This window comes from Bacillaceae bacterium S4-13-56, assembly GCA_040191315.1.
Lineage (GTDB): Bacteria > Bacillota > Bacilli > Bacillales > JAWJLM01 > JAWJLM01.
In genome coordinates this window covers 1-5,493 of record JAWJLM010000130.1, presented here as the reverse complement: position 1 = coordinate 5,493, position 5,493 = coordinate 1, and the positions used below count along the sequence as shown (strand labels likewise).

Genomic DNA, 5,493 nt, shown 5'->3' with positions numbered 1-5,493 from the left:
TAGCTCTAATTACCCTCGAGAAATATTTTACACATAGACACGTGCTGGTAGCCGTGCCTATCAAGAAACATATCCTCTTCTTTTTCCAACCTTGTCCTCATACATTAGGGATGAGGTGAAGAAAATGAAGGAAGCCACAGCCGAGAAGCTGAATATTTTTATGGCCATGTTTCTAATGAATCTCATCATGAGACTACAGGTGCCCGTCTTTACTCCTTATGCTGCGGCATTTGGAGCTTCAAGCTTTTTTATAGGTATCATTTTAAGTGTAACCGCATTTAGTAATCTATCTGGAAATTTATTAGCGGGCCCATTAGTGGATAAAGTAGGGAAAAAGATGTTCATCATCCTTCCCATCTATACGGCTGGAATTCTATTTATCTTCCATGGTCTTGCTCGAAGTTCCATGGACCTACTTCTTTTACATGCCCTAAACGGTTTCGCGATGGGGTTCATGATTCCAGCGGCATTCACCTTGCTGTCCAGTTATGCCAAAAACCGGCAGGAGCAGGGGAAAAATATGGCCATAAATGGGATTTTATCAACAATCGCGAACATCCTAGCTCCCTTATTAGGAGGGAAACTCGTTGTTTTAATAGGATATGTTAACACTTATTTTTTCATGGGTGCTGCAATGATCATGACTGGTTTTTATACAGTCATTTTTCTAAAAGACAGTTCTCAAATAACAACTGTTCCATCTCAAAAATCAATCGATACGAAAACCAGCCTCTCCCCCAAACTTATATTTACATATCTTATTGGATTTGCTGTTATGTATAATCATGGAGTTCTCATCTACGAAATCCCCTATTTAACGGTGGAGAAAGGCTATTCAACCTATGAGACTGGAAAACTTTTCAGCTATATGGGAATTGGCACATTTATTACTTTATCGTTATTATTTATCAATCGTTTTGATCCGTACAAGCGCCTTTTAGTCGGGTTATTTGGAATGTCAATGACTCTTTTTGGACTTGCCATTTCAGCATTTTCATTGCCGCTACTTTTACTAATTTCTGGACTCTTTTTTGGATTGATTATGCCCGCAATGGCTACTGCGATTACGGAAGGGACTAATAAAAACTCCCATGGAAAGGCCTTTGGATATATGTCAGCCATATTTTCTCTTGGAATTATCTTAAGTTCTTTTATAACAGGTGCCATCAGAAGTGTGATCTCCCCTTATTATATAGCTTTTTTAATTGGAACATTTGTTTTCACCTTTGCTATATTAAAAAAAAATGATGATAGATAAATTTGGTCCTTTAGCTTTCCTACCTTGAAAAGCCAAAAGGAAAGTGTCAGAATAACAAAGAGAGCTTTCCTAGATAGCAAAAATTGAGGGAGGAAATGAAGAATGAAAACTATGAAGCTTGGGACAAGCAATTTAGAAGTTCCAGTTGTTGCTGTAGGTTGTATGAGAATCGATAGTCTAGATAAAACACAAGCAGAAAGCTTTGTAAAAACTGCCCTAGAACTCGGCGCGAATTTTTTTGACCACGCCGACATTTATGGTGGTGGAAAATGCGAAGAAATTTTTTCTGAAGCCATCCACATGAACGATGATGTTCGTGAAAAAATCATACTTCAATCCAAATGTGGAATACGTCAAGGAATGTTTGATTTCTCAAAAGAGCATATCCTACATTCAGTTGATGGAATTTTAAAGCGTCTAAATACGGATTATCTGGATGTTCTTCTTTTACACCGTCCAGATACACTAGTGGAACCTGAGGAAGTAGCTGAAGCTTTTAGCACATTAGAGCAATCAGGAAAGGTACGTAACTTTGGAGTTTCCAACCAAAATCCTATGCAAATTGAGCTATTAAAAAAATATGTGAAACAGCCAATCGTGGCTAACCAGCTTCAGCTAAGTATTACCAACTCCAACATGATTACAAGTGGATTTAATGTGAATATGGAAAACGAAGCTGCTGTGAATCGTGATGGAAGCGTCTTGGATTATTGTCGACTAAACGACATTACCATTCAACCTTGGTCACCTTTCCAATACGGATTTTTCGAGGGAGTGTTTCTAGGAAACGAAAAATTCCCCGAATTGAATGCAAAAATTGATGAAATTGCAGCTAAATATCGCGTGAGTAATACAACGATTGCCGTCGCATGGCTTCTCAGACATCCTGCTAATATGCAGCCGATCATTGGAACTATGAATGAAACACGCTTAAGGGATTGCGTAAAAGCAAGTGAAATTCGTTTAACACGGGAAGAATGGTACGAGATTTATCGTGCGGCCGGTAATGTTTTACCATAATAATTTTTGTTTTATAGGAAGATCAAAAGGAGCTTGGGACCCCAAAGCTTCTTTTCTTATCCCTTTATTTGTTTGATAGGCATTATAACCTTATTTTTCAACCTCTATTGGGCACATTAACCATAGGAGGTGTAAAGAATGGACGAAATTAATAAAAACAACAATTTCACAAATGAAGACGTGAAAAACAAATTGGAGAACGGAAAGAATATTGACTACAAAGCTCTGGAGGAAATAGAGCAAAATGAAACGATGCATGATGATGACCGACACAATAGGAATGCGCGTGCATCAGCTGCTCTTGAACCAAATGTTCCTAGAATTAACCCTGAAAATTTGTAAACATCCTCTCAAAGAAAAGCGCAAGCGCCCTTGATCATCGACGTAAGACGGTGAGGCCCACAGGATGTGGGTCACGTAGGCGTTGCCACACGATGTGGCGGTTTTAGCCTACGATCCTCCGAGATAAAGGAAACACGGTTCACAAAGTGAATCGATGTTGACTGATCGAATGAGAGGAGGGAACCGACTCTAGTCGATAGTAGCTCTAAGTAGCATTCCTTTGTGCGATTACTCGGGGCAAAAACTTCGAAGATTACTCGATGATGCTTTTTCGCTGGAGCTAGCCAAATTTTATACTTTATCTTGTTAAAAAAACGCTTGGAAGCAAGCGTTTTTTTATATACCAAGTATTTTAGGTTAGTTAACTTTAGCCACTCCAAAGGCATAGTGACTAAATAATATGTTTTCAACCATGTCTCCTAATGAATCATCACAATCGACGATCATTATTATTTCAGAATGGAATCCTTTCAAAAGTCTTCTTCTCTTTTTAAAAATTTTTTCTGTAAAGAGACGAATGATAAAACCTAACATAAAGCCTGCAAATGCACCTATTAGCCCCCAATAGATAGGTCCAAGAGTTAGTTTAAATCCAATACTAGCACCAATGACCGCAAAAGCCGTCGCAAGTGCCGCGCCTATATCAATTAGAGAGGTTCCATCTGATCGATGTATGTTGTCAAACACTTTCCGTCCTTCTGCTCTGTTATCAAGTGGAACAATAAATATATTTTCTTGTTTAACACCTTTTTTCTCTAGAGTTGCTATTGCCATTTCTATATTAATGGTGTGTTCAAATGTGGAAAATAGTTGCATTCGCTTACTTCACCTTATTCCCTTTTAATACTTCAAAGGATGATGATTGATAATTATCTTGGAGAAAAGTGCGTTGTTCCTTATCATATAACTTGTTATTTTCAACCGTATTGATATAAGAATCAAACACAGCAAAGCCATATAAGGATGGGAAGAACAGAGTCCACTCGGGATTTAGAATTGAGTTAGCTTCTTCAATTTTTCCCAAGAATAATAATGAAATAGCTTCGAGACCATGGGAGAAATAAAAAAATACAACTGTCCAAATGATGACAAAAAACGCAGTCACAATTCTATGTATATAGAGTTGACCTAGCCCTGGGACAAAAAGTGACCAGATAATGGACATGAAAGGATTTCTTTTATCTAAATAATTAATTTCTAGTGCTCCAATACTAAAGGAATTAAAGCGATGTTCCTCACGCTCAGCCAACACAAAAACCTTATTCATATCGACTGTTGTGCGATAGCTATCCCAGATACCAAAAATATATACTGGAATATAAATGAGTAACCATCTAGTGTCTAAAATATCTTTTGCAGCCTGGATTTCACCTTGAAAAGAATAAATCATCGCTAAATTAACATTAGCTTGAAGATTAACTACAACTTCCCAAACAAATAATACAAATCCACGAAGATATTTAGATAAAAGCAGATGTCCAAATCCAGGGAAAGCAGCACTCCACCATGCAATAATATAGGGATTCCTAAGATGAATTTGAGTTGTACCCAGAATACTGACATGAGCTCTATACCTTCTGGCCGTATTATCATTATTATAATTGTTCATAAAATCCCTCTAGAAATATGACCTTCTTAATTCTGTTGGCTTGCCATTGAAAGCTTTCTATTATTTTCTCGAATTAAGCACCAAATATACAATGAGAAAAAGGTGTTTCTCCAAGAGAAACACCTTTGCAATAATTTAAAATAATAGGAATAAGATCAGGAAAAATTATTATTTATTTACTTGTCAAAACTAAAGACTCTTCTAGTTTAGGGATGCTACTAGTAGTAAATGCATAGTCCAGCAGATCCCCCTCATAAATCAAATCAAATCCTTCTAGATGTCTAAAGTCATCAGGAGTCATCAATCCTATGTTTTTATCAAATAACTCCAGCCCGGATTCTACAAATATATGACTAACAAATTGAGAGCAGAAAAATGCTTTTTCTCGGTTTAAAGGTTTATTAAGCATGACACAAAAAAGACCTATTAAATTATATCTATAGATACCTTCTTGCTCCTTAAAAAAATTAATGTTTTGTCTAATTTTATTCCAAGTATCTTTGTCTACACTATATTTATATACCTCACAAGTAGTATCTGGAAATCTAGCATATGTTCCGTAGAATATATTTTCTTGAATAAATCCGGCTATTAGAGGATTCCAAGGAATCTTTCTGCCAAAACTATACAGTTCATTTAATTCTTCGTCTAGAGAAATGGAAACATGATTGAATGGTTTTCTTGTATATAGTTTTACAGTATTTGAGACCATTGTTCCTGTTCGAGTTAACAAAATATAAATGTCTTTTGACAACCTCACTTCCTCCTTTTTTAAGATCCCAAACACGCAAGATTCAGCCTTACCCTTTAATTAGTCCATACATAATGAACCAATTTTAATCTTATTTGCTCATTTCACACACTTCAGAACTTTTTTATATTCATCCCATGTTGCTAGGCATCTTTCTATCTGATATTCAGTTAAAATAAGCATCCTCTTTTCTTTTCACCATCCTTGCTGGATCATAATGGCCGAAAAAGACTACAGTCAACTTTCTCTTTCCGATGTTTTAAGTATATGATGTTGCTAGACATTGGTCTAGACTTTATTTTACGCTTTCTTATCTTGTTAAAAAACTTGGCTTATCGCCATGTCCTAATGGCGAAAGCAAATTTTCCAGTTCTTACTGCCAAGCCTGTAGTGGAATTCCACCACCAAATTATTGCAATGTCGAGCACACCAAAAAATCCCCCTAGCTCTTATAAGAGCCAAGGGGATTTAGTCTAATTTATGCTGTTACCTTGTTGTCTTTTTGGTAGAACT

General features: G+C 36.5%; 6 protein-coding genes. 3 read left to right on the top strand and 3 right to left on the bottom strand.

The annotated features are described in order from the left end of the window. Positions 1-124 precede the first annotated feature (124 nt). The 3 genes from RZN25_17980 to RZN25_17970 all read left to right on the top strand — a co-directional run bounded on the left by RZN25_17980 (position 125) and on the right by RZN25_17970 (position 2,620). On the top strand, positions 125-1,258 hold the full coding sequence (locus tag RZN25_17980; protein MEQ6378697.1) for an MFS transporter: 1,134 nt from the start codon (positions 125-127) through the stop codon (positions 1,256-1,258). Positions 1,259-1,360: 102 nt separating this feature from the next. Continuing rightward, positions 1,361-2,278, top strand: coding sequence for an aldo/keto reductase family oxidoreductase (locus RZN25_17975; protein MEQ6378696.1), 918 nt, complete (start codon positions 1,361-1,363; stop codon positions 2,276-2,278). Positions 2,279-2,416: 138 nt separating this feature from the next. Beyond that, positions 2,417-2,620: a hypothetical protein gene (locus tag RZN25_17970; protein ID MEQ6378695.1), complete on the top strand. Its 204-nt coding sequence runs from the start codon at positions 2,417-2,419 to the stop codon at positions 2,618-2,620. A gap of 357 nt (positions 2,621-2,977) precedes the next feature. On the opposite strand, the gene RZN25_17965 is transcribed toward RZN25_17970, so the two are convergent. The 3 genes from RZN25_17965 to RZN25_17955 all read right to left on the bottom strand — a co-directional run bounded on the left by RZN25_17965 (position 2,978) and on the right by RZN25_17955 (position 4,983). Then, on the bottom strand, positions 2,978-3,436 hold the full coding sequence (locus RZN25_17965; GenBank protein MEQ6378694.1) for a hypothetical protein: 459 nt from the start codon (positions 3,434-3,436) through the stop codon (positions 2,978-2,980). Positions 3,437-3,440: 4 nt separating this feature from the next. Continuing rightward, entirely contained in the window at positions 3,441-4,229 is a 789-nt protein-coding gene (locus RZN25_17960; GenBank protein ID MEQ6378693.1) for a hypothetical protein, read from the bottom strand. Between the two features lie 172 nt (positions 4,230-4,401). Beyond that, positions 4,402-4,983, bottom strand: a complete 582-nt coding sequence (locus RZN25_17955; protein MEQ6378692.1) for a hypothetical protein — start codon at positions 4,981-4,983, stop codon at positions 4,402-4,404. Positions 4,984-5,493 lie beyond the last annotated feature (510 nt).